Here is a 20,319-nt window from a genome sequence, read left to right as displayed (position 1 = left end):
CTGCGGGCGAGCGACGTCTCCTCTCGATCCCGCCTGGTTCAGGGTGCTGCCGGACCACTGGAGCCCGACCCGTCGGAGCGGTCATCGTCGTCACCGTCGGAGGCGGCGGGATCGGCTGACTCATCGCGCTCCTGCGGAGCGTCGCCGTCGGAGGCGGGGGTGGACGGTGGGATCTGGTCCCCGAGTCCCTCGGGGCTGTTCTCGTCCGCCTCCTTGGCGCCCTCGGCGTACCCGAGGGTGCCATCCAGCAGGGAGGCCAGGTCGGCGTCGATCTCGGCGTCGATGTCCTGGGCCATGCGCCTCATGGTGAGGAAGTCCTTGGGGTTGGCGAGCTCGGAGGCCGTGGGCATGACGTCGGGGTGGTTCCAGAAGGCGTCGCGCTCGGCGTCGTCGGCCTGGGCGCCCAGGTGGGCCCACAGCTCGGCGGCCTCACGGGCCCGGCGGGGTCGGAAGGTCAGCCCGATGAGGCGGGCGAAGACCTGCTCGGCGGCCCCGCCCTGGGCCCGGCGTCGGCGCATCATCTCGGCCAGCGCCATGATGTGGGGCAGGTGGGGTGCCGCAGCGCGTGCCGTGACCACCTCGACCCAGCCCTCGACGAGGGCCAGCAGGGTCTCCAGGTTCTCCAGGGCCTCCCGCTGGGCCTCGGTCTCCTGAGGTGCGAACAGCCCGCTCTCGAGGGCCTCGCGGAGCGCGTCGGGATCGTTGGGGTCCACCTGGGCCACCGCCGACTCCAGGGTCTCGGTGTCGATGCGGATCTCACGGGCGTAGGCGGCCACGGCCTGGAGAACCTGTCCGCGCAGCCAGGGCACGTGGGCGTAGAGGCGGGCGGTGGCGGCCTCACGCACCGCCAGGAACATACGGGCCTCGTCCTCGTCGACCTCCAGCCCCTCGGCGAAGGAGGCCACGTTGGCGGGAACCAGAGCCGTACCCGGCTCACGGGTCAGAGGAAGGCCCGTGTCCGTGGCGCCCAGGGCCTCCTTGGCGAGCTCGCCGATGGCCTGACCGATCTGGAGGCCGAAAGCGGTGCCGGCCATGGTGCGCATGATGGATCCGAGCGCCCCCATCTGCTGGGCGGCCTGCTCCATCTCGGCCGGCATGTCGCGGATCTGCTTCTCCAGGGTACGGGCCAGGGCGGTGGTGACGGCCTCGGCCACGGGGGCGCACACGTCCTTCCACACCGGCAGGGTGCGCTCGACCCAAGCGCTGCGGCTCCAGGCCTCCCGCTGCCCGGGGGCGGGCATGAACTCGGTGGCGGTATCGAGCCACAGGTCGGCCACCTGAAGGGCCTGGCGCGTGGAGTCGGCGACCGCGGCGGTCACCGTGGGATCGCCGTCGCCACGTGCCTGCTGAAGGGCCAGCTCCTGGCCCATCTGCCAGTTGACAGGCTCGGAGGTGGAGGCAGAGAACATCTGCTGGAACTGAGCGCGCATCGCCAGCAGCTGGGCGGGGCTGAGCTGGGAGATGTCCCCCACCCCCGGCATCTGGGCGATGGAGCCGGGGTCCACCCCGGACGAGCGCAGGGCTCCGACGGCGTCCGAGGCCATCTGCTCGCCGAACAGTGATGCGAGCATCTTCTCGAGCTCGTCGAAGGCGTCCTCGCTCACGGGGTTTCCTCTCGCCGGGTGGCCCTAGGGCAACGTCTGGACCGTTTGGACACTGTCTCTAACGGCCTTATGCTCCCACCCATTCCTGTGCTGGGGCCATGATCCGTTCGCCGACGGCGTGCCCGCCGGCGTCTTGATGCGGCTCAGGCCCTCACCGTGTCGTCATTGTGTCGTCTTCGTGCCAAGTTCGTATCGATAACTGTCTGTCTTCCCCAGAAAGATGTCGCATGATGAGCGCGTGACGCAACCAGACCAGCCCGACGCCGCCGACACGACGGACTCAGCCGGCTCCGGCCGCCCCACGTCGCCCCAGGCGATCGAGGAGAACTCGCCCGGTCAGGCCAGCCAGCCCGAGCAGACGGACGAGTCTGACACGGGCTCGTCCCAGGAGGACCGGCGTCGGCGCAGGCTGAGGAGAGCCGTGGCCGCTGGGACGTTCGTCCTGGTTGTCGTCCTCATCGCGGCTGTCTTCCTGGTGCCGGTCAACGCGGTCATCGAGGCACCCGGCCCCACTTGGAACGTGCTGGACAACGGCAAGTCGGCGGATCAGGACGTCCTGAAGGTCTCGGGCACCGAGACATATCCGACCGAGGGCGCCCTGCGGATGACCACCGTCTCGGTGTCGGGCTGCCCCGGCTACCCGGTGACCACTGCCGATCTCATCGCCGCCTGGATCTCATCGGACAGGCGGATCGTGGACCGCAACGAGGTGTGCCCCCAGGACCAGAGCGCCCAGCAGGTCGAGGAGACGGGTAAGGCCCAGATGACCGCATCGCAGGACTCCGCCGTCATCGCCGCTCTCATCGAGACCGGTATGGCCGGCGCCATGCACCTGACTGTCACCGAGGTGATCGAGCAGCAGACCTCGACCGAGATCCAGGCCGGGGATGTCCTGGAGACGATCACGCCCGAAGGCGGTGAGGCGACGACCATCACCTCCTTCTCTCAGCTGCGTGAGCTGATGACCACGATCCCCGAGGGCACCCGGGTGACACTCGGCGTGAACCGCGGTGAGCAGCAGACGACGGCGGCGCTCACCACGATCGCCCCGCAGGAGGGAACGACCGGGTCGCTACTGGGACTGAGTCTGAAGATCTCGGTGGACAGCACGGTGGAGGCCTCCTTCGGGCTGTCCGACGTCGGCGGACCCAGCGCCGGGATGATGTTCGCCCTCGGGGTCGTCGACGAGATCACCCCCGGTTCCCTGACCGGCGGCAAGGACATCTCCGGAACCGGGACGATCAACATGGACGGTCAGGTCGGCCCGATCGGCGGCATCCAGCAGAAGATGGCGGGGGCCCGTAACTCCGGCTCGCGGTTCTTCCTGGCCCCGGCCAGTAACTGCGATGAGGTCAGGGGCCACGAGCCCGAGGGGATGCAGGTCTTCGCGGTGAGCACCCTGCACGAGGCGGTCACCGCCACTGAGGCGATCGCCTCGGGCAACACCTCCGGCTTGACGACCTGCTCCGCCGGCTGAGCGCTCGGCGAGTTATCCACAGGCCGGCGGTCGCCTCTGGCCGTCTCGGACCTGCTCGTGCCACTCTCGGCTCGGGTTCTGACGACGCCGTCAGGACATCAGGGTGCTGGTGCTCCCACGCGGAGGCCAGGAGGGCTTGAGGAGGAACGATGCGTATTCGAGGCGGGTGCGCCATTCTGTGGCGAGAGCAGGGGGTCAGCCAGATCGGCACGAGTCCCGACCGGCGCACCATCGTCAGCGACCTGAGCCTGGCCGAGCAGCGACTGCTGGACGAGCTCGGACGCAACCTGGAGGTCGGCGGTGTCTACCGGGCCGCTCGGCGCAGTCGGGTGCCGGTGACCCGGGCGCGGCAGATCGTCGAGGAACTGGAGCATCAGGGCGCTCTGGTCTCCTCGGCGACAAGTGAGCTCGGCGGAGCCGACGGCGTCTACTGGGACCGGCTCGGCGTCGACGCCAAGGACCGCAGCGCCGGCCTGTCCCAGGCGGTCCTGGCCGTGCACGGCACCAGCGCCCTGGCGCAGGAGGCCGCTCTGTGGCTGGCGGAGGCCGGGGTGGGCACGATCCTGTCCACCCGCTCCCCCGGGGACGGCGGCCTGGAGCCGCTTCTGTCCTCGCGTTTTCCCGCCCTGAGGACACGGGCGCCGTTGCGCACCCGACCCGATGTCATGGTGACGGTGGATGCGCACGTGGTGGAGCCGCTGACCGCTCGCAGGCTCGCTCAGGAGGATGTCATCCACCTCCCGGTCGTCGTCGGTGAGGCGGGGGTGCGTATCGGCCCGGTGCTGGGTGGAGACGGCCTGTGCTCGACCTGCCTGAACCTGTGGGAGAAGGACGCCGATCCGTGCTGGCCGGCGCTGGCCACGCAGATGCGTACCCTGTCCATGCCCGACGTCGAGCACCTGGTCCTGCACGAGGCCGCGGCGCTGACGGCTCGGGCCGTCATTGACACGCTCCTGGGACGACGGGCTCTTCCCCTTGACGTTGCTGCTGGCGACGTCGACCACGTCAGCGGGCCGGCCGAGCGCTCGGCGGCCTGGTGGGCGACGCACTCGGTGGAGGTCACCGGCCAGGAGCCCCTGGGGCGGCAGCGGTCGTGGAAGCGCCACCCCGAGTGCCTGTGCTCGCAGCTGTGAGCGTTGCCGAACCGCAACGGTGCAACCACCGGTCGGCTCATGCTGCTCAGCTCCCGGCCTCGAAGTCCCGCAGGAGGGCGAGGACCGGTCCGCCGTACTCCTGGAGCTTGGTGGCGCCCACACCCCGGATGAGGGAGAGCTGGGGCAGGCTGGTGGGCTTGACGACGGCGATGTCGCGCAAGGTGGCGTCGGCGAAGACCGTGTAGGCGGGCTTGGAGCGCTCCTTGGCGACCTGTGAGCGCCAGGCCCGCAGCTCCTCGAACAGGGCGATGGTGCGCGGGTCGTTGCTGGCCTCGAAGTCGGCGGCGGACTGCCGGGAACGCTCCTTGGCGCTCTGGCGGCTCCGACGCCGGGAGGCGTCTCGGCCGCCATGGGCAGTGGGCCACAGGCCGTCCAGGAAGCGGGAGGGCTTGCGGGCGGCTCGGCCACCGACGTTGCGGGCCCGGGCGTAGGAGATGATGAGGTGCTCTCGCGCGCGGGTGACACCGACGTAGAGCAAGCGCCTCTCCTCCTCGATGGCGGCCTGCCCCTCGGCCAGGGAGATCGGCAGCAGGCCCTCGCAGGCGCCCACGAGGATGACGGCGTCCCACTCCAGGCCCTTGGCGGCGTGCAGGGAGGAGAGGGTGACGCCCTCAACGGTGGGGGCGTTCTGGGCGTCGGCGCGCTCGCGCAGCTCGGTGTGGAAGGCGTCGAGGTCGGCGCCGCGGGTCTGGACCATCTCGTCGGCCAGGGCCACGAGGGCGTTGAGAGCGTCCCAGCGCTCGCGCACGGCTCCGCGGGGAGCGGGCGGCTCCTCGCTCCATCCCTCACGGGACAGGACGGTGCGCGCGTCCTGGCCGAGGTCGCCGGTCAGGGTGGCCTTCTCGGTGCGGGCGGCGCCGAGGATGACGGCCATGGCGCGCTTGACCTCCTCGCGCTCGAAGAAGCGCTCGCCGCCACGCACGAGGTAGCCGATCTGGGCACCGGCCAGGGCCTGCTCGAAGACCTCGGACTGGGAGTTGGTGCGGTACAGGATCGCGATCTCGCTCAGGGGAACTCCGGCGGCCTGCAGGCGGCGCACCTGGGCGACGGCGCCCTCGGCCTCGGCAATATCGTCGTCGTGGGCCTCGAAGCGCACAGCGGGGCCGCCGGGGCGCTGGGCGACCAGCTCGACGGCGCCGGCCGGCAGGTGCAGGCCGTCTCCCTCTCGCCGTGAGCGCGAGAGGACCTGGTTGGCCAGAGAGACGACCTGCGGGGTGGAGCGGTAGTCGCGGCTCAGGCGTACGGTGCGCGCGCCCTCGTAGCGGGTGGTGAAACCGGTGAGGAACGCAGGCGTGGCCCCGGTGAAGGAGTAGATGGTCTGGGAGACGTCTCCGACGACGCACAGCTGGCGGCGTCGCCCCAGCCACAGGTCCAGCAGGCGCTGCTGGAGCGGGGAGACGTCCTGGTACTCGTCGACGACGAAGTGCTTGTACTGGCCGCGCACCTGGGAGGCGACGTCCTCGCGGTCCAGGAGGATGCCGATGGTCAGCAGGAGCACGTCCTCGAAGTCGATGACGCCGCGCTCGCTCTTGGCCTCCTCGTAGAGGGACAGCACCTGGGCGACCGTGGCGGCCTCCTGGCCGGCCACGCCGGTGCGGCCGGCGGCGACGGCGGCCTGAGCGTAGTCCTCGGGCAGGGTCATGGTGACCTTGGCCCACTCGACCTCGGCGGCCAGGTCCCGCACGGTGGCCCGGTCGGTGGGCAGGCCCAGGCGGCGGGCGGCGGCGCCGACCAGGGGCGCCTTGTGGGCCTGGATGTCGGGGCGGCGCCCGCCGATGGCGGTGGGCCAGAAGTAGGTGAGCTGGCGCAGGGCGGCAGCGTGGAAGGTGCGGGCCTGGACGCCGGGAACACCGAGGTCGGCCAGGCGCGATCGCATCTCGCCGGCGGCTCGGGCGGTGAAGGTGACGGCCAGGACCTGGGTGGCCTGGTAGGCGCCGGTGACCACACCGTGGGCGATGCGGTAGGTGATGGCCCGGGTCTTGCCAGTTCCGGCACCGGCCAGGACGCACAGGGGGCCTTCGAGGTGCTCGGCGACCTCGCGCTGGTCGGGGTCGAGGGCCTCCAGGAGGCGGGCGGCGTCCAGCTGGGCGGCGGGCCGGCGCTGCGGCGAGCCGGTCGGGGCGGGGCGGGGGGCGGTCGGGCTCATCGGGACCAGCCTGCCACGGGTGGACGACAAGAATCCGTGGTTGTCGGCGAGGCCGGGGCGAGGAGAGGCGGATTCGCCGCCGTCGGTCGCCCTGTCCGGCCGTCGTCAGCTGACGACGGGGCCGCCGTACCAGTCCTCGATGAGGAGCCGGGCGATGGAGGTGGGGCCGGGAAGGAGGATGCTGCCGTCGTCGACGCCGGCGGTGAGCTCGTCACGGGAGACGAGGCGTGCCTCGACGACCTCCTGGCCGTCGGGGCGGGGCTGGTCCTCGCCGGGGGCCAGACGGGCGCGGCAGCCGAGCATGAGGGAGCGTGGGAAGGGCCAGGGCTGGGAGGCGACGTACTCGACGTCGGCCACGCGCAGCCCGGCCTCCTCCCACACCTCGCGGGCCACGGCGGCCTCGACGGACTCGCCGGCCTCGACGAAGCCGGCCACCACCGAGTAGCGCCGGGGCGCCCAGGTGGAGCCGCGCACAAGGAGGAGACGGTCGGACTCGTCGAAGACCGTCATGATGACGGCCGGGTCGGTGCGCGGGAAGTGAACGGTCGCGCAGTCGGTGCACCTGCGGGCCCAGCCGGCCTCGGTGACCTCGGTACGTCCACCGCAGGCCGGGCAGTAGGCGGAGCGGGCGTGCCAGGCGGCCAGGGCGGTGGCGGTGGTGGCCAGGCCGGCGTCGCGGGCCGTCATCTGGGCGCCCATGGCTCGCAGGGCGGAGAGCGGGTAGCGTTCCAGCAGGCGGCGCAGGTCGGGATGGTCGACGGCGGTGCCCTCGGCGTCGGAGCCGGTGGCGGGCGGTTCGGGGGCATCGGGGACCTCGAGGGCCTGAGGTACGACGACGGCGATCCAGCTGGGGCCGGTGGGGGCGCCGTCGTCAGAGAGCTCGCGGCCCATGTAGAGGATGGTCAGATCCGGGCAGCAGGTGGGCGCCGAGGCTCCGAGGTAGCCGGCGCGCAGGTCCGGCAGCCTCCAGCCGCTGCGGGTGCCGGGGCCCTCCCAGGCGGTGGCGCCGGGGCTGCCGATAAGGCTGGGTGGGGTGAGGCCGTCGTCGGGCAGGTCGGGGTGGATGGCTGGGCCGGTCAGGGCGACGCGGCCGCGGGCGTCGACCAGCAGCAGGCGGGTCTCAGGGTCGGCGGCGAGGCGCTCTAGCAGCCCGGGCTCACTGCGCCGCTCGGCGTCGCGGTCGGTGGCGGAGCGGGACAGGGCGAGCTGGTCGGTGCGCATGACCTCACTCTCCCATCCCGTGCTGCAACGTGCACATGGGCACACCTATACAAAGAGGGGAAAGGCGTCGGCCCAGGCAGTAACGCCTGGACGCCCTACCGGTACCGGAGTCAGTCCGGGAGGTTGGCCTCGAACGCGGCGGCGGTGGCGAAGGAGGCCTGAGTGCCTCGCTTGGTGACGGAGTCAGCGGAGTAGCGCACCGCCATCTCCAAGGAGCGCTCCACGTCGTCGGTTTGCACCAAGTGGTGGCTGAAGCAGCCGATGAAGGCGTCGCCGGCGCCGGTGGTGTCGCGCGCGGCGACGGGGACTCCGGGCAGGTGTCGTGCGCCGGCGTCGGAGAGCCACAGGGCGCCCTGTTCCCCGAGGGTGACGATGACGTTGGGAATGCCGGTCTCGCGCAAGGTGGCGGCGGCCCGGCGGACGGCGTCGGAGGTATCGGTCGGCATGCCGGTGAGCATGGCGAGCTCGGTCTCGTTGGGGACGATGTAGTCGCAGCCGCGGATCCGCTCCAGCTGGAGGTCGGGGTCGGCGGGAGCGGGGTTGAGCAGGACTGGGACGCCGTGCCTGCGGCCCAGGTCGATCGCCTCGTAGACGGTCTCCAGGGGGATCTCGAGCTGGAGGACGATGAGCCGGCAGGCGGCGATGTCCTCCTCGGCGTCACGGACGTCGGCCGGTGAGAGGTGGCCGTTGGCGCCCTTGATGATGAGGATCGAGTTGCGGGAGGCCTCATCGACGAAGATCGGGGCGACACCGCTGGAGGCCTCCGTGGCGAGCACGTGGGTGGTGTCGATGCCGTTGCGGGCGAAGTTGTCCACCGTGTTGGCGGCGAAGACGTCGTTGCCGACCCGGGTGAGCATGAGGACCCGTGAGCCCAGGCGGGCGGCCGCAATGGCCTGGTTGGCGCCCTTGCCGCCGCAGTCCATGCGGAAGTCGAGGGCCTCCAGGGTCTCGCCCTCGCGAGGCATGCGGCGGATGTAGGAGATGAGGTCGACCATGTTGGAGCCGATGACGGCGATGTCCTTGTCGGTTCGCATACCGTTTTCTCCGGGGTTCGAAGGGCAGGGGCTGAGTGGTGATCGCGGACGGGGAGTGAGGTGACGGGCGGCCGAAGCGAGACGCCCCCGGTGATTGGATTCTGAGTATCAGACGAGATCCTGCCACATCGGTGGTGCGGGCCGTTGGTTGATCCCGACGCATGGGCCTGCACCGGGGCGATGTCAGCGGGAAAGTCCGGCTCGTCCGGGCTGGGGAATAGGCTGGGGGCGTGCGCACCTATCTTGATCACGCCGCCACGTCCCCGGTCCGCCCCGAGGTGGCCCAGCAGATCGCTGAGGACCTGGTCGGTGGGCTCGGCGGCTGGGCGAACCCGAGCGCGCAGCACACCGCGGGCCGGCGGGCCGGGGCGTTGCTGGCGGAGGCGCGTGCACGGCTGGCGGGTGCCCTGGGGGTGGACGCGCACGAGGTTATGTTCACCTCCGGAGGTACGGAGGCCGATGCCCTGGTGGTCTCGGGCCGGGCGCGAGCGGTGCCGGGTGGGCGGCTGGTGGTCTCTCCGATCGAGCACCCGGCGGTCCTGGACTCGGCGCGGACCGCAATGGCCGAGCTGGGCGCGGAGCTGGGCCTGCTGGAGGTCGATGCCACCGGACGGGTGGTGCTCGACTCGGTGGCCCGGGCGATGGCGCCCTCGGCTGACGCCGGCCGCTCCCACGTTTCCCTGGTCTCGGTCATGACGGCGAACAATGAGACCGGCGTGGTTCAGGACATGGCGGCGCTGGTGGCACGCGTGCGCGAGGCCAGCGGTGCCGGGCGCCCCAATGAGGCCGGTTACGTGCCCGTCCACTCCGATGCCGTTGCGGCCCTGGGGAAGGTTCCCGTGGACTTCCATGGCTGGGGACTGGACGCGATGAGCCTGAGCGGGCACAAGCTGGGGGCGCCGGTGGGTGTGGGGGTGCTCGTGGCCCGCCGTGACCTGGCACTGACTCCGGCCACGGGCGGGGGGCGTCAGGAGCGGGGTGTCCGCTCGGGTACGCAGGACGTGGTGGCGGCTCGGACCCTGGCCTTGGCCGTGGAGCTGGCGGTCGCCGAGAGAGAGGAGCAGGAGTCCCGGTTGGCGGTGCTGCGCCGCCGGCTTCTTGAACGGGTGAATGCGCTTCCGGGCGTTCACGCCACGCTGCCGGAGGACACCGACCATGTGGCCTCCACGGCGCACCTGTGGTTCGAGGAGGCCGACGCCGAGGCCCTGCTCATGGCCCTGGACCTGGCGGGGATCGACGCGTCAGCGGGTTCGGCCTGCCATGCCGGGGTCGCTCAGCCGAGCCACGTGCTCCTGGCGATGGGCTTCGAGGAGGGGCCGGCCCGCTCCACGTTGCGCTGCTCTCTGGGCCGGGAGACTGGCCCCGACGACGTCGACCGGCTGCTCGCCGCGCTCCCCGCGGCTCTTGAGGGGGCCAGGCGCGCTTGGAAAGTGACGCACAAGCCGCATTGCGAAGGTTGATTGTTCGGGCCTCCGCTCCCCTCTTTGATGCATCCAGCCCCCTCGCCTCCAATAGGCCCTTAACGAGCCCGAGGAGGTAGCTGCAGTCATCGTCCTGGAGGAAGCGCAGAACCGCCCAACGCTCTCTGCCATAGTGGGAAGCATGCTCGGGCAGAACAAACGCATTGTGATCTGTTGCGCGAAGGTCCTTGGTGTCGGCGCCCTGGCATGCGTCTCAACCGCGAGCACCTGGGCACTCACCAGCTCCTGGGGGATCACAGCGGGCGCTGCCCTGGCCCTCATCGTCCTGTACTGGTGCCGTAAGCACCCCGATGCCGTGCTCGGCACCCACCTTGTCCTGTGCGCGCTACAGCTCGTCGTTGTCGACTCCCCGCTTCCTGCGGACCTTGCGGTCGCTGCGTCCTTTTATGCGGTCGGCCGGCGGGGCAGGCGCGAGCTCACGCCTGTCTGGGCGGCTGCCGTCGTCGTCGGCGCGGCACTGGGCGCGTGGGACTGGAACCGGGATGAGCTTGGAGTCGTCCCGCTCTCCCTCTGGGCTCAGGACATGGCGCAGGCCTTTGTCACTCAGCTGTGCGTCGCCGCTGCCACCTGGGGGCTGGGCAGGTTGGTGACGCAGCGCGGCCAGCTACGGGCCAGCCGCCAGGCGGCGCACGACGCCGCGCTGCGTAACGAGATCGCCCGGGAGGTTCACGACGTCGTCGGGCACGCCCTGGCACTGATCGCCGTGCAGGCCGAGGCGGGTCACTACCTGGCAGCCGGCTCGGATGACATCGACGTCCCCGCCGACGAGCGACTGGAGCAGGCCGCGCAGGCTCTCGGGCAGATCCGGACGACGGTGCGCTCGGCTCTGGCCGACACCCGCAGCCTCACCCGGACCCTGGCCTCTCCCCCACAACCGGGAGAACCACCAGGCGCTGCGGATTCCGCCGAGCCCGACGACGCCCGGCCCGCCTCCCAGGTCACCGATAAAACACTGCGTCCGATCCCGCGGATCTCCGACCTGCCTGGGCTCATTGACGACGTTCGCACGACCGGTCTCACGGTCACCCTGTCAGTGGACGATCGGCTCATGAGCGAGGACATGCAACCGAATGGCCTCAACCTTCTCAGCGCGCAGGCGCAGCTCGCTCTCTACCGGACGGCTCAGGAGTCCTTGACCAATGTGCTCAAGCACGCTGAGGCAGCCTCGGTCGAGGTGAGACTGGAGTACGGTGACAACGCGCCCGACAAGGGCGTGGTCCTGACCATCGCCGACCACCCCGGCACGGCCAGCAGTGGGACCTCTCCCCCGGCGTTCGGCAGTCATCTCTCGCCTGAGCCGACTCCGGCACCCGCCGGCAGGGGCCAGGGACTGGCCAACCTGCACCAACGCCTGGCGGCGGTCGGTGGATCCCTGAAGACGGGTCCCGGACCCGATGGGGGATTCATCGTGTACGCCCGCATCCCCACCAAGTCCTCGCAGCCGACACCCGTCAACCCGGAGGTGAGCTGATATGACCCGACCGCTGCGCATCGCGCTGGTGGACGACCAGGACCTGGTTCGCTCCGGCTTCCGCATGATTCTGGATGCCCAGAAGGACATGTGTGTGGTCGGTCAGGCCTCCGACGGCGTCAGCGCCCTGGACATGGTCAAGGCCACTCACCCCGACATCGTCCTCATGGACATCAGGATGCCCGCCTTGGACGGCATCTCCGCCACCCATGCGGTTCTGGGCAGCCATCCCGACCTCAAGGTACTCATCCTGACCACCTTCGACCTGGATGACTACCTTGTGGCAGCGATGCGGGCCGGGGCCTCGGGATTCCTGCTCAAGGACGCGACGGCGCCCGAGCTGCTGGCCGGGATCCGCGCCGTGGCAAGGGGAGACTCGGTGGTGGCACCATCGACCACACGCCGGCTGCTGAAGCAGTGGTTTGCGCCCTCTGGTCCTACCGGTCCGGGCGGACTCTCGGTGCGCAGAGCTGACGCCGTGCACACAGAGTCCATCGGTGCGCTGTCCGATCGGGAGAAGGAGATCGTCACCCTGGTGGGACGCGCGATGAGCAACGCCGAGATCGCGCAACACCTTGTCCTGGCCGAGTCGACGATCAAGTCTCATCTCAACCGGATCCTGCACAAGCTGGAACTGCGGGACCGCGCCCAGCTCATCGTGCTGGCCTACGAGAGCGGGCTCGTGCGCGTGGGCGAGTAACCCGCAGGCTGAGCGTCCCCCGGTTGGAAACCGCCCCGGTACCTTCCAACCTCGGATGGAAACTGGACCCCGCCAGTCACGATAACCGCCGTCGGACTCTACGGTCGATTCCATGAGCACCAGCACCCGATTTCGTTTCCTCGACTCCTTGCGCGGCTTCGCCATCGTGGGCATCCTCCTCGTCAACGCGGCCGATCTCATGTGCCTGGGATATGACGTCCCGGTCCGGCCCTTCCAAGCCGTCCCGTTGGCGGAGAACGTCCTGAACTTCCTGGTGGCGACCCGCTTCGTACCGATCTTCTCCTTCATGTTCGGAATGAGTATGGGGTTCGTCATCGATTCCGCGATCCGCCGGGGCGCCCCCGCCTGGAAGATCCTGCTGCGCCGCCTGGCCGCGCTCCTGGTGATCGGGCTACTCCACTCGATCCTCTATCCCGGTGAGATCCTGCGCGACTACGCGGTTGCGGGAGCCATCCTCTTGCCATTCGCCCTCAAGGTCCCGCGCTCCGTGCGTCTGGTACTCGGTCTGCTGGCGACGGTCGGCGCCTACGCATTCTCAGGAGGAGGGGCACTATCGCTGCCCGGGCTGTTCCTTCTGGGATCGGCGGCCCAGGCCTACGGCCTTCCGGCACGGCTCGAGCACGCCGACCGTCGGATCGGGGCGGCGGCGCTCATCTTCGCAGCCGCCAGCGCGGCCGCGATCCTCTGGCAAGCCACCCAGATCGGTGACCCCAGGTTCTCCACGCCAGGAGGTATTGCCGGTGGATTTATGGCCTGCTTGTACGTCTGCGTCCTGGCACTGCTGTGGCGCACACCAGTACGGTGGGTCCTGAGCACAGTGTTCGTGCCCCTGGGCCGTATGGCGCTGACCTGCTACGTCACCGCCACCTTCGTGATGGTGCCGGCAGGGCTGCTGCTCCATTCACGTTCGACCCAGGATACGGTTCCCGGACTCATCGTCGCCGCCGTGGTTCTCCCCGCCCAGTGGATTCTCTGCCGTCTTTGGCTCTCCCGGTTCACCTACGGCCCTCTGGAGTGGGTGTGGCGCTGCATCACCTGGTGGCGGTGGATTCCGCTGCAGCGCCCGCAGTCACAGCAGCCTGACAATCAGTCAGGTCCATACAGGTACGCTCGGTTACCGACGACCGGGGCAATGTAGATCCTGTCCTCCGTATCTCGGGATCCCGACGTTCCCGCACAGGAGAACAACGAAGAGACCGCCCCCTGGAGGATCCGCACTTCCACCGCATTACCCAGATCAGCACGAACAGGTGGAACCACCACGTCGTCGTCAAGACGATGGAGGCCGCGGAGAGCAGCTGGCTCAGGGACCTCATTCACGCAGGCCACGAGTTGGCCGCCCGTTGATCAGCCCTCCATCGCGGCTCCTTTCGTGAATGACTGGGCATAAACACAATGACACGGACGACCACCCCCTTTGTCGAGTCGAGCACGATGAACGGCATGATGTCGTTGTCCAGGCACTGCTGGAACATGCTCGGGCGCTACCGCCTCGTGTCCGCCCACCACGCTGGGAACGCGCTTGTACTCCCCCAACGGACAATGAAGAACACCGAGCATCGGCGCTGATCGCGCAGGGGCTGGGTGAAGCTGCGGGCATCAATGGCGTGCTCGTCAGTCGTGACAACTCCTTCCCCAGCACGATCCTACCTACGCCGGTCACCACAACGTCCCCTGGGTTCTTCCGGTTGCCCCGCCGCGGCCGACCTGCGGTAGCCTGCCACGGCCGTCGTCACCGACAACCACTCACCTGAAGGAGACCCTCGTGCGCGTCCTGGCCGCTCTGTCCGGCGGAGTCGACTCCGCCGTGGCCGCTGCGCGCGCCGTCGACGCCGGTCACGAGGTCGTGGGCGTCCACATGGCCCTGACCCGCAACCGGTCCCAGACCCGCTCGGGCTCGCGTGGCTGCTGCTCCATCGAGGACTCCGCCGACGCTCGCTGGGCCGCCCAGATCCTGGGGATCCCCTTCTACGTGTGGGACCTGTCCGAGGAGTTCGAGGAGCGCGTCGTGGCCGACTTCCTCGACGAGTACCGCGCCGGCCGCACCCCCAACCCCTGCGTGCGCTGCAACGAGCGCGTCAAGTTCGACGCCCTCCTGGAGCGCGCCCTGGCACTGGGATTCGACGCCGTCGCCACCGGCCACTACGCGCGCCTGAGCGGCGGCGCCGCCTCCGGCCGCCCCGGCGACACCAACGGCCTCACGCTGCGCCGCGCCGTCGACGCCGCCAAGGACCAGTCCTACGTCCTGGCGGTCTCCGGCCGTGAGGGCCTGGCCCGAGCCCTCCTCCCCCTGGGTGACGCGTCCTCCAAGGCGCAGGTGCGCGCCGAGGCCGAGGCCCGCGGCCTGCCGGTGGCCTCCAAGCCGGACTCCTACGACATCTGCTTCGTGGCCGACGGCGACACGAGAGGCTTCCTGACCCGCTCGCTCGGCGCCAGTGAGGGCGCCATGGTCTCCCCCGACGGCGAGGTGCTGGGCACCCACCAGGGCTACTTCGGCTTCACCGTCGGCCAGCGCAAGGGTCTGGGTCTGTCCCGCCCAGCCGACGACGGCCGCCCCCGCTACGTCATCGAGACCCGCCCGGCCACCAACGAGGTCGTCGTCGGCCCTGAGGAGCTGCTCAGCCGCACCACGGTCGACGGCGACGGGCTCGTCCTGCTGGCCGAGCCCGAGCCACTCACCGGTGACTCCGATACCCCCACCGTCGGCTGGCAGGAGGGCAGCGTCCAGGTGCGCGCCCACGGCCGTCCGGTCTCGGCGCGAGTCCGTGTCGATGAGGCCGCAGGCCTCCTACGCGCCGAGCTGGCTACTCCCCTGCGCGGCGTCGCCGCTGGCCAGAGCCTGGTTGTCTACGGTGGCACCAACGGCGACCAGGTCCTCGCCCAGGCGACCGTCACCTCCGCGCAGGTCCCCAGCCGCACTGTCGCCTGATCTCACGGGCGTCTCTGGGGCTTCCGCCGCGCCAGCGCCGTGCAAAAGGACTAGGGTTGAGGCACCCCGGCGCCCAGCAGGACCAGCAGGAAAGGGACCTCCCACCATGCCAGCCGACACGCCCGCCGATTCCCCGTCGGACACGCAGCCCGGCTCCCCGTCTGATCTCACTGCCCCGGCCCCGGGGCGCTACATCGCCACCGTCAAGCTCGGCCCCAAGTCGCAGATCGTCATCCCCAAGGAGGTCCGGGAGATCTTCAACCTGGCTCCGGGGGACAACCTGCTCCTCCTGGCGGATCGCACCCAGGGGATCACCCTGGTCAATCCAGCCGACTACGCCGACGTGGTCGCCGCCGCCTTCGACGCGGCCGCCCCCAAGGCCGGCGGCGTCGAGGTGCCCGAGGCCACGGCGTAGTCACCGCACCTCAAGCACCTCGGCGTCGAGCTCACTCAGTCCCGTTCAACGGAGGCAGGTGTGCCTCTCAATCGCGTGCACCGCCCACCAGGCCAAGGCCGCGGCCATGATCGGTGCCGCCACTACGGAACCGATTCCCACCAGATGCGGTTCCTGTCCCCCTTGGACGGCCTCGATGAACTGCGGGAGCATCATGCGTGCGACGATCCGCCCGCTGGTCACATCGAACAACAGCGGGAGCAGCATCGTAGCGACCAGGGCCACAATCTGGTTGACCGCGTAGAGGACAATGAAGCCGACTGCGGGCGCCCCGAAACCAAGCCGATTCCAGCGCCCCTGCGCTCCAATGCTCATCACCGCTGCGACCTCGATAATCATCACGACAACGCCCTCAACCACGGTCAGCCCGTAGAAGGCCAGAACGCCGGTTCCCACCATGCTGATCATCTGACGCACCGGCTCGAGAAACTGCTCCAGCGTGGTACCGAGAAGGTGCGCATAGCTGGCGAGCCAGCCGACACCGAGAAGCGTCGCCGCCGCGGCCGACGCCAGCACCGCGATGACCGCGTACAGCGTCTTGGCGGCGAACACGGAGCGTCCCTTCACCGGCAGGCTCATGGTGAGATAGCCGCGGGCTCCGTACATGGACGTCCAGTACTCGATACCGGCCTGGACACTTACGACGGCGGGCATGGCCACGAGCGCCACGAACGCGCCAACCAGCAGCATCGAGGAGAGCACGGGAAGCTCGAGCAGGCTCATGAGCATGGCACCGGCCGCGACGGCCCCGATGATCCCCACGACTCCGGCATTGCGCCGAGCCTGGGTTCGGACCTCCTCCATGAGCAGTGTGGTAAACATCAGCGGTACTCCTTCCTGAACAGGGCGTCCAGGCTCATACCGCGGTCCTGGCGCAGGTCGTCGGCGTCGCCCGCCAGCAGCAGGCGCCCGTCCTTGAGGAAGACGACGGAGTCGATGATCGGCTCAACGTCGGCAATGAGGTGGGTGGAGATGAGCATGAGGGCCTCGGGGTCGAAGTCGCGCAGGATGCCGCTCAAGATGACATCCCGGGCGGCGGGGTCGACGCCGGAGATCGGCTCATCGAGGAGGTAGACGCGGGCTCTGCGAGACATGGCCAGGCTGATGCGCAGCTTCTCCCCCATGCCCTTGCTCATCTCCTTGAGCGTGCGGTCAGTGGGCAGGTTGAAGAAGCGCACGAGCTCGGCGGCCTTGTCGGCGTCGAAGTCGGCGAAGAAACGCCGGTACTGAGCAATGGCCGCCGGGGCGGTCAGGCCGGAGGCCAGGAAGCTCGCATCGGGCAGGAAGGAGACGAGCGCCTTGGACTCGGGACCGGGATCATGTCCGGCGATACGGACGCGGCCGTCGTAGTCGGCCAGGACCCCGGCCAGGATCTTGAGCAGAGTGGTCTTGCCCGATCCGTTGGAGCCCATGAGGCCGACGATCCGCCCGGACGGGAGATCGAGGCTCAGCCCATCCAGGGCAGGCCGGCCCCGATAGGTCTTGGTGAGGTTCTCGACGACGACCAGCGGCGCGGCGCCGTCGAGGGAGGGAATGGCGGCAGGTCTGCTGAGGGTGTGTGCGCTCATGACGCATCTCCTGTTGTCTGGTGGCCCTGGCGGTCCGGAGCCCACCAGCGCTCGGCGACAAGCGCTGTGGTCTGGTCCAGGTCCATGCCGATGGCGGTGAGGGTGTCGATATAGGCGTCCGTGGCCCCGGAGGCCAGGCCTCGGCGCACGGAGTCGATGACGCTCGCCCTTGTGGTGACGAAGCGCCCGGCGGTGCGTTCTGTGGCGGTGAGCCCCTCACCGTCCAGTGCGCCCAGTGCGCGCTGAACGGTGTTGGGGTTGACTCCGGTGCCCGCAGCGAGCTCGCGCACGCTGGGGACCTTGGAGCCCGGCGGCCACTGGCCGGAGACGATCCGGTGACGGAAGTCGTCGGCCAGCTGGACCCAGATCGGACGGGAGTCGTCGAGATCCATGGCTCTCCTGATGCTCGGGGACGAGACTGCTCATGAGCGCAGCACAGACGACCTCGTCAGACCTTCTGTATCACTGCACTAACACAGTGACACAGATCGACGTCGTCGTCAACCTCAACCTTCAGACACGCCACCCCGCCACCTCAGGCGCAAGCAATATGCGACCACGTAAATACGACACAGTTTTGTAGGTCAGAAAACAGAACAAATAAAAACACCTGGGCGCGCACCTCTAAGCAAAGAACGCACTCAAATATCTACCAATTGATCGATCATCTATTTCGCCTTTCGATCGACTTGTTTCCTTCTACGCTGTGCCCATGTCTCCGTCTCCCGAATCTCCCTCGTCCTCATCCCAGTCCCCCTCTCCCACTTCTCTCGCATCCCCACCACCATCGCCACGCCGCAGGGGACGTCTGGTGATCCTGGGCGTCATCGTCGCCCTGGTCCTGGCGCTCGGTGGCACAGGCCTATGGGCGCTGACACGCGGCTCTGACCCGCTCTCGCTGGTCAAGGCACCACTGCTCAAGGCCCAGCAGGACCTGTCCAACCTCGGCAAGGAGCCCACGGCGGCGCCCTTCGACTCCAACGGCACAACGGCAATCCTCAGCCAGCAGCTGATGGTCCTAAGAGTGATCGCGGATCGCCGTGAGACGCTGGTAGCCCTGAACGTGAGCTCATCGGCCTCCTACGCCGCCTGGCAGGTTCCCGTCCCCGACGAGATGGCGGGGCAGAGTCTCAATTGCAAGATGAGTGCCAAGACTCTCGACTGCGGGGAGCGGATCAGCGTCGATCTGATCTCCGGAATCAACACTCCCGCCAAGCCGTCGACCGTCTCCGCTGCTGAACCGGCCCCTTCCCCCTCACAGGAACAGGACCGCCAGCAACCGGGGGCATCCAGCACGTCGGCCGACGAATCAGCCTCGACCGCGCCGTCCAGCGCCGCTTCTTCTGAGCACTCCCCAGAGGCGTCCTCACCGGCATCTACCGATCCGTCACCCGGGGGCTCCGCAGCAGCCTCTTCTGCCGGCTCGGCGGCGCCGTCGGCGTCAGGCGCCCCAGCACAGGTACCAGCGCCCGCCTCGGTGCGGCTGGGGGATGCTCCCACAGGCGACGTACCACTATCCGTGAGCAAGGACGGCGCCGTGAGTGTCAACAAGGACAAGGTCTCCGGTCTGGCTCTGGACGGTTCCAAGCCGGTGTGGGCGGCCCGGGTCGAAGCGCCTCGCAAGCTCGTCGGCGTCAATCTTCCAGTCGACCGCGAGGCATGGGTCGTCAGCGACGGCATCACCGTGGGCGCCCTCGACGGCACCACTGTGCTGTGGTCGAGCAAGCTGCCCGACGGCGTGGGTGCCCTTAACGGGTTGGGCACTGAGGCCCCACCACGCTGGCAGATGAGCAAGGGGGCCATCGTCATGGCCCACCCGGACTCGCTGCGCGCCCTCGACCCTGTCGACGGCTCCGTGATCTGGCAGATCTCCACGCCGGTGACGTCCTGGGCGGCCGGTAATGGTTACGTCGTGGTCTTCAACGGCTCGACGACGTCGGTACTGGCCTTCGACTCCGGTTCGAGCTCCACCCGCGCCACGGCACTGCCGACCTCGACCCCGGTCTCCGCAGACGCCCCCGACCCGAAGGAGCTTGAGAACGCGAGCCTCGACGTCCCGGGCATCTGCGCGGAGGCCTTCAGCCGAGGGGGGCGGGGGATGACGAGGGCCGACATGGTCGAGCAAGCCCCGGAAAAGACGAAAGTCACGTTCTCTGACGGCAAGGCCAGCGGCACCGCCAGAGGTAACGGTGTGGGTGGCGGCTCGTCGAACACGATCGCCATGAAATCGACCCAGCAGGGCCTGTTCGGCACCTCACCGGTGATGGTCACCGTCCTGGACTGCAACGCCGACCTTCCCGACTACGGCTTCGATGTTCTCGCCGCCTACAACGCCGACAAGGAGATGGTCGGCTCCCTCATGATGGAGGGCAGCAACGAGATCGGTTACGTGCCCACCCCGCGCATGGAGAACCTGCGTGTCGTCGGCGGCACCGTCATCTTCGACGAGTCGCAGCTGCGGCTCTACGGTGACGAGTCCTGCCGGACCTGCGGCGGCAGCGCCTCGGCGACGGTCACCGCGCAGTGGGACGGTCAGGCCCTGACGCTCGCCGACGTCGTCTACCACATTCCGGGCAGCCTGCCTATGAGTGGGGACCACCGGCGCCCGTCCCTGGCCGAGGTGCAGAAGGTCTATGACGCCCTTGCCTCAGGGCAGGACGACAAGGCGGCCGGGCATATCGATCCCACGATCCTGCCCTTCATGGATCAGCCCGCTGAACGGGTGGGCACGGGCGACACGATGCGTAGCGCCTTCCTGCCTGAGGGAGGCAAGGTGGTTGCCTGCCTGCTGGCCGGTCCCAAGGACTCCTCAGGCGCCTCGGTCGCCAACTCCATGAACCTGGATCAGGGAACGATCATCTGCCCAATCGCCTTGGACGATCCGTCCAAGCCATGGATGGCACCCAGGCCGAGTACGAACAACAGTGAGCAGAAGCAGTACGGGTCCTGGCTGCTGCTGAGCTCGGACATGGAGCGGTTCAGGATCACCCACCTGCAGTACAAGGTCAACTGACATCTCGCACGCGTTGTGGGGGGTGCCCCTATGTGGTGTGTCAAGC

At 69.1% G+C, this 20,319-nt stretch carries 17 protein-coding genes; 10 read left to right on the top strand and 7 right to left on the bottom strand.

Annotated features, from left to right (window positions below; translation table 11 throughout):
- Window positions 1-38 precede the first annotated feature (38 nt).
- A complete protein-coding gene (locus HMPREF9056_RS07550) occupies window positions 39-1,604 on the bottom strand; it encodes a zinc-dependent metalloprotease (protein WP_009404026.1) in 1,566 nt (521 codons plus the stop codon).
- A gap of 220 nt (window positions 1,605-1,824) precedes the next feature.
- Here HMPREF9056_RS07550 and HMPREF9056_RS07545 point away from each other — a divergent pair, with 220 nt between their 5' ends.
- Both HMPREF9056_RS07545 and HMPREF9056_RS07540 read left to right on the top strand, forming a co-directional pair.
- Window positions 1,825-3,081 carry a PDZ domain-containing protein gene (locus HMPREF9056_RS07545; RefSeq protein ID WP_009404025.1) on the top strand — a complete coding sequence of 419 codons (1,257 nt, stop codon included), beginning with the start codon at window positions 1,825-1,827 and terminating at the stop codon, window positions 3,079-3,081.
- A gap of 149 nt (window positions 3,082-3,230) precedes the next feature.
- Window positions 3,231-4,214, top strand: coding sequence for a hypothetical protein (locus HMPREF9056_RS07540; RefSeq protein WP_009404024.1), 984 nt, complete (start codon window positions 3,231-3,233; stop codon window positions 4,212-4,214).
- Between the two features lie 46 nt (window positions 4,215-4,260).
- Here the strand turns inward: HMPREF9056_RS07540 and HMPREF9056_RS07535 are convergent, their stop codons facing one another.
- The 3 genes from HMPREF9056_RS07535 to rbsK form a co-directional block, all read right to left on the bottom strand.
- Complete coding sequence (locus HMPREF9056_RS07535) at window positions 4,261-6,381, bottom strand: ATP-dependent helicase (protein WP_009404023.1); 2,121 nt, start codon at window positions 6,379-6,381, stop codon at window positions 4,261-4,263.
- Between the two features lie 105 nt (window positions 6,382-6,486).
- Window positions 6,487-7,602 carry an NAD(+) diphosphatase gene (nudC, locus tag HMPREF9056_RS07530; RefSeq protein ID WP_009404021.1) on the bottom strand — a complete coding sequence of 372 codons (1,116 nt, stop codon included), beginning with the start codon at window positions 7,600-7,602 and terminating at the stop codon, window positions 6,487-6,489.
- Between the two features lie 110 nt (window positions 7,603-7,712).
- Window positions 7,713-8,636 (bottom strand): ribokinase, encoded by a 924-nt coding sequence (rbsK, locus tag HMPREF9056_RS07525; protein WP_009404020.1) that lies wholly within the window; start codon window positions 8,634-8,636, stop codon window positions 7,713-7,715.
- 230 nt (window positions 8,637-8,866) lie between these two features.
- Here rbsK and HMPREF9056_RS07520 point away from each other — a divergent pair, with 230 nt between their 5' ends.
- From HMPREF9056_RS07520 to HMPREF9056_RS13115, 7 genes are all read left to right on the top strand, one after another.
- Complete coding sequence (locus tag HMPREF9056_RS07520; RefSeq protein WP_009404019.1) at window positions 8,867-10,096, top strand: cysteine desulfurase family protein; 1,230 nt, start codon at window positions 8,867-8,869, stop codon at window positions 10,094-10,096.
- 142 nt (window positions 10,097-10,238) lie between these two features.
- Entirely contained in the window at window positions 10,239-11,588 is a 1,350-nt protein-coding gene (locus HMPREF9056_RS07515; protein WP_009404018.1) for a sensor histidine kinase, read from the top strand.
- Between the two features lies 1 nt (window position 11,589).
- Window positions 11,590-12,288 (top strand): response regulator transcription factor, encoded by a 699-nt coding sequence (locus tag HMPREF9056_RS07510; protein ID WP_009404017.1) that lies wholly within the window; start codon window positions 11,590-11,592, stop codon window positions 12,286-12,288.
- 112 nt (window positions 12,289-12,400) lie between these two features.
- Window positions 12,401-13,447, top strand: coding sequence for a DUF418 domain-containing protein (locus HMPREF9056_RS07505; RefSeq protein ID WP_009404016.1), 1,047 nt, complete (start codon window positions 12,401-12,403; stop codon window positions 13,445-13,447).
- Window positions 13,408-13,656, top strand: coding sequence for a DUF5655 domain-containing protein (locus HMPREF9056_RS14895; RefSeq protein ID WP_314210355.1), 249 nt, complete (start codon window positions 13,408-13,410; stop codon window positions 13,654-13,656). Before HMPREF9056_RS07505 ends, HMPREF9056_RS14895 begins: the two co-directional genes overlap by 40 nt.
- Before the next feature lie 418 nt (window positions 13,657-14,074).
- Complete coding sequence (gene mnmA, locus HMPREF9056_RS07500; RefSeq protein ID WP_009404011.1) at window positions 14,075-15,238, top strand: tRNA 2-thiouridine(34) synthase MnmA; 1,164 nt, start codon at window positions 14,075-14,077, stop codon at window positions 15,236-15,238.
- 106 nt (window positions 15,239-15,344) lie between these two features.
- Window positions 15,345-15,653 (top strand): AbrB/MazE/SpoVT family DNA-binding domain-containing protein, encoded by a 309-nt coding sequence (locus HMPREF9056_RS13115; protein ID WP_009404010.1) that lies wholly within the window; start codon window positions 15,345-15,347, stop codon window positions 15,651-15,653.
- A gap of 45 nt (window positions 15,654-15,698) precedes the next feature.
- Here HMPREF9056_RS13115 and HMPREF9056_RS07490 read toward each other — a convergent pair whose 3' ends face one another.
- The 3 genes from HMPREF9056_RS07490 to HMPREF9056_RS07480 are packed head-to-tail and all read right to left on the bottom strand — an operon-like array spanning window position 15,699 to window position 17,652.
- Window positions 15,699-16,514, bottom strand: a complete 816-nt coding sequence (locus HMPREF9056_RS07490) for a hypothetical protein (RefSeq protein ID WP_009404009.1) — start codon at window positions 16,512-16,514, stop codon at window positions 15,699-15,701.
- Window positions 16,514-17,260 carry an ABC transporter ATP-binding protein gene (locus HMPREF9056_RS07485; RefSeq protein ID WP_009404008.1) on the bottom strand — a complete coding sequence of 249 codons (747 nt, stop codon included), beginning with the start codon at window positions 17,258-17,260 and terminating at the stop codon, window positions 16,514-16,516. The genes HMPREF9056_RS07490 and HMPREF9056_RS07485 overlap by 1 nt, the downstream gene beginning before the upstream one ends.
- The gene (locus tag HMPREF9056_RS07480) at window positions 17,257-17,652 is read right to left on the bottom strand and encodes a GntR family transcriptional regulator (protein ID WP_009404007.1); all 396 of its coding nucleotides are present in this window, start codon (window positions 17,650-17,652) and stop codon (window positions 17,257-17,259) included. Before HMPREF9056_RS07480 ends, HMPREF9056_RS07485 begins: the two co-directional genes overlap by 4 nt.
- A gap of 320 nt (window positions 17,653-17,972) precedes the next feature.
- Here HMPREF9056_RS07480 and HMPREF9056_RS07475 point away from each other — a divergent pair, with 320 nt between their 5' ends.
- Entirely contained in the window at window positions 17,973-20,273 is a 2,301-nt protein-coding gene (locus HMPREF9056_RS07475) for a hypothetical protein (RefSeq protein WP_253269976.1), read from the top strand.
- Window positions 20,274-20,319: the final 46 nt, after the last annotated feature.

It is taken from the genome of Actinomyces sp. oral taxon 170 str. F0386 (assembly GCF_000195595.1).
Taxonomy (GTDB): domain Bacteria; phylum Actinomycetota; class Actinomycetes; order Actinomycetales; family Actinomycetaceae; genus Actinomyces.
This window is presented reverse-complemented; position numbering and strand designations above follow the sequence as displayed.

Excerpts from the sequence above, each read along its gene's own strand:
- HMPREF9056_RS07540 (WP_009404024.1), top strand. The coding sequence starts at position 3,231 with ATGCGTATTCGAGGCGGGTGCGCCATTCTGTGGCGAGAGCAGGGGGTC.
- HMPREF9056_RS07545 (WP_009404025.1), top strand. The coding sequence starts at position 1,825 with ATGTCGCATGATGAGCGCGTGACGCAACCAGACCAGCCCGACGCCGCC.
- HMPREF9056_RS07535 (WP_009404023.1), bottom strand. The coding sequence starts at position 6,381 with ATGAGCCCGACCGCCCCCCGCCCCGCCCCGACCGGCTCGCCGCAGCGC.
- HMPREF9056_RS13115 (WP_009404010.1), top strand. The coding sequence starts at position 15,345 with ATGCCAGCCGACACGCCCGCCGATTCCCCGTCGGACACGCAGCCCGGC.
- HMPREF9056_RS07515 (WP_009404018.1), top strand. The coding sequence starts at position 10,239 with ATGCTCGGGCAGAACAAACGCATTGTGATCTGTTGCGCGAAGGTCCTT.
- HMPREF9056_RS07475 (WP_253269976.1), top strand. The coding sequence starts at position 17,973 with ATGTCTCCGTCTCCCGAATCTCCCTCGTCCTCATCCCAGTCCCCCTCT.
- HMPREF9056_RS07480 (WP_009404007.1), bottom strand. The coding sequence starts at position 17,652 with ATGGATCTCGACGACTCCCGTCCGATCTGGGTCCAGCTGGCCGACGAC.
- HMPREF9056_RS07510 (WP_009404017.1), top strand. The coding sequence starts at position 11,590 with ATGACCCGACCGCTGCGCATCGCGCTGGTGGACGACCAGGACCTGGTT.
- rbsK (WP_009404020.1), bottom strand. The coding sequence starts at position 8,636 with ATGCGAACCGACAAGGACATCGCCGTCATCGGCTCCAACATGGTCGAC.
- HMPREF9056_RS07485 (WP_009404008.1), bottom strand. The coding sequence starts at position 17,260 with ATGAGCGCACACACCCTCAGCAGACCTGCCGCCATTCCCTCCCTCGAC.
- HMPREF9056_RS07490 (WP_009404009.1), bottom strand. The coding sequence starts at position 16,514 with ATGTTTACCACACTGCTCATGGAGGAGGTCCGAACCCAGGCTCGGCGC.
- HMPREF9056_RS07505 (WP_009404016.1), top strand. The coding sequence starts at position 12,401 with ATGAGCACCAGCACCCGATTTCGTTTCCTCGACTCCTTGCGCGGCTTC.
- nudC (WP_009404021.1), bottom strand. The coding sequence starts at position 7,602 with ATGCGCACCGACCAGCTCGCCCTGTCCCGCTCCGCCACCGACCGCGAC.